The 787-nt window shown below is 76.6% G+C and carries 1 protein-coding gene; it reads right to left on the bottom strand.

Annotated features, from left to right (window positions below; translation table 11 throughout):
- Positions 1 to 787, bottom strand: a 787-nt coding sequence (locus KUM32_RS38715) for an SDR family NAD(P)-dependent oxidoreductase (protein WP_217146480.1), incomplete at both ends; no start/stop codon positions are given.

Raw genomic sequence — 787 nt, 5'->3', positions numbered from 1 at the left:
GGGCGTCGGTGAGTTGCCCGATCTCGGCCTGTCGGGCCAGGAACGCGCCGCCCGGCGTGTCGGCCGACGCCATCCCCGACTCCACCCACAGGCCGGAGACCAACGCGACCTCGTCCCGGCCGTCGGCGCGGGCCTGGGCCGCGGCGAGCAGCAGGAACTCGTTGGCCGCGCCGTAGTCCGGCTCCCCGCGCAGTCCGGTGAAGGCGGAGATGGAGCTGAGCGAGCACCACAGCGCGGGCCGGTGGCCGCGCAGGGCGGCCCGCAGGTGGGCGTAGCCACGGACCTTGACGTCGCGCACGGTGCGGAAGTCGGCGAGCCGCTTGCGCTCCAGCGCGGCGCTGCGGGCGAGCCCCGCGCCGTGCAGCAGCACGTCGACGCGGCCCTCGCGGGCGAGCACCTCGCCGATCACGCGGTCCACCGCCGTGGCGTCCAGCACGTCGCACTGCCGGTAGTGCACCCGGTCCGGGCCGCACGCCTCCGTCAACGCGCGCAGCGTTCCGGCCCGTTCGGCCTGTTGCACGGCGCGTTCGTAACGCCTGCCCAGGGCGGCCAGGTTCTCGCCGGGGTGGCGTGGCATGAGGCGGCGTACCGCCTCCACCTTGGGCAGCGCGGCCAGTTCCACGTCGCCCGGGTCGGGCTCGGGGCCGGTGCCGATCAGCCATACGGAGCGGGGCGCGCCGGCGGCGACGATCTCGTGCACGAGGTGGGCGGTCAGGCCGCGCGCGCCACCGGTCGCCACGATCACCGGGTCGGCCGGCAACCCGAGGCCGGCGGTCCCCGGCCGGTC

The sequence above is a fragment of the Streptomyces sp. AC627_RSS907 genome, assembly GCF_019049165.1.
This window is presented reverse-complemented; position numbering and strand designations above follow the sequence as displayed.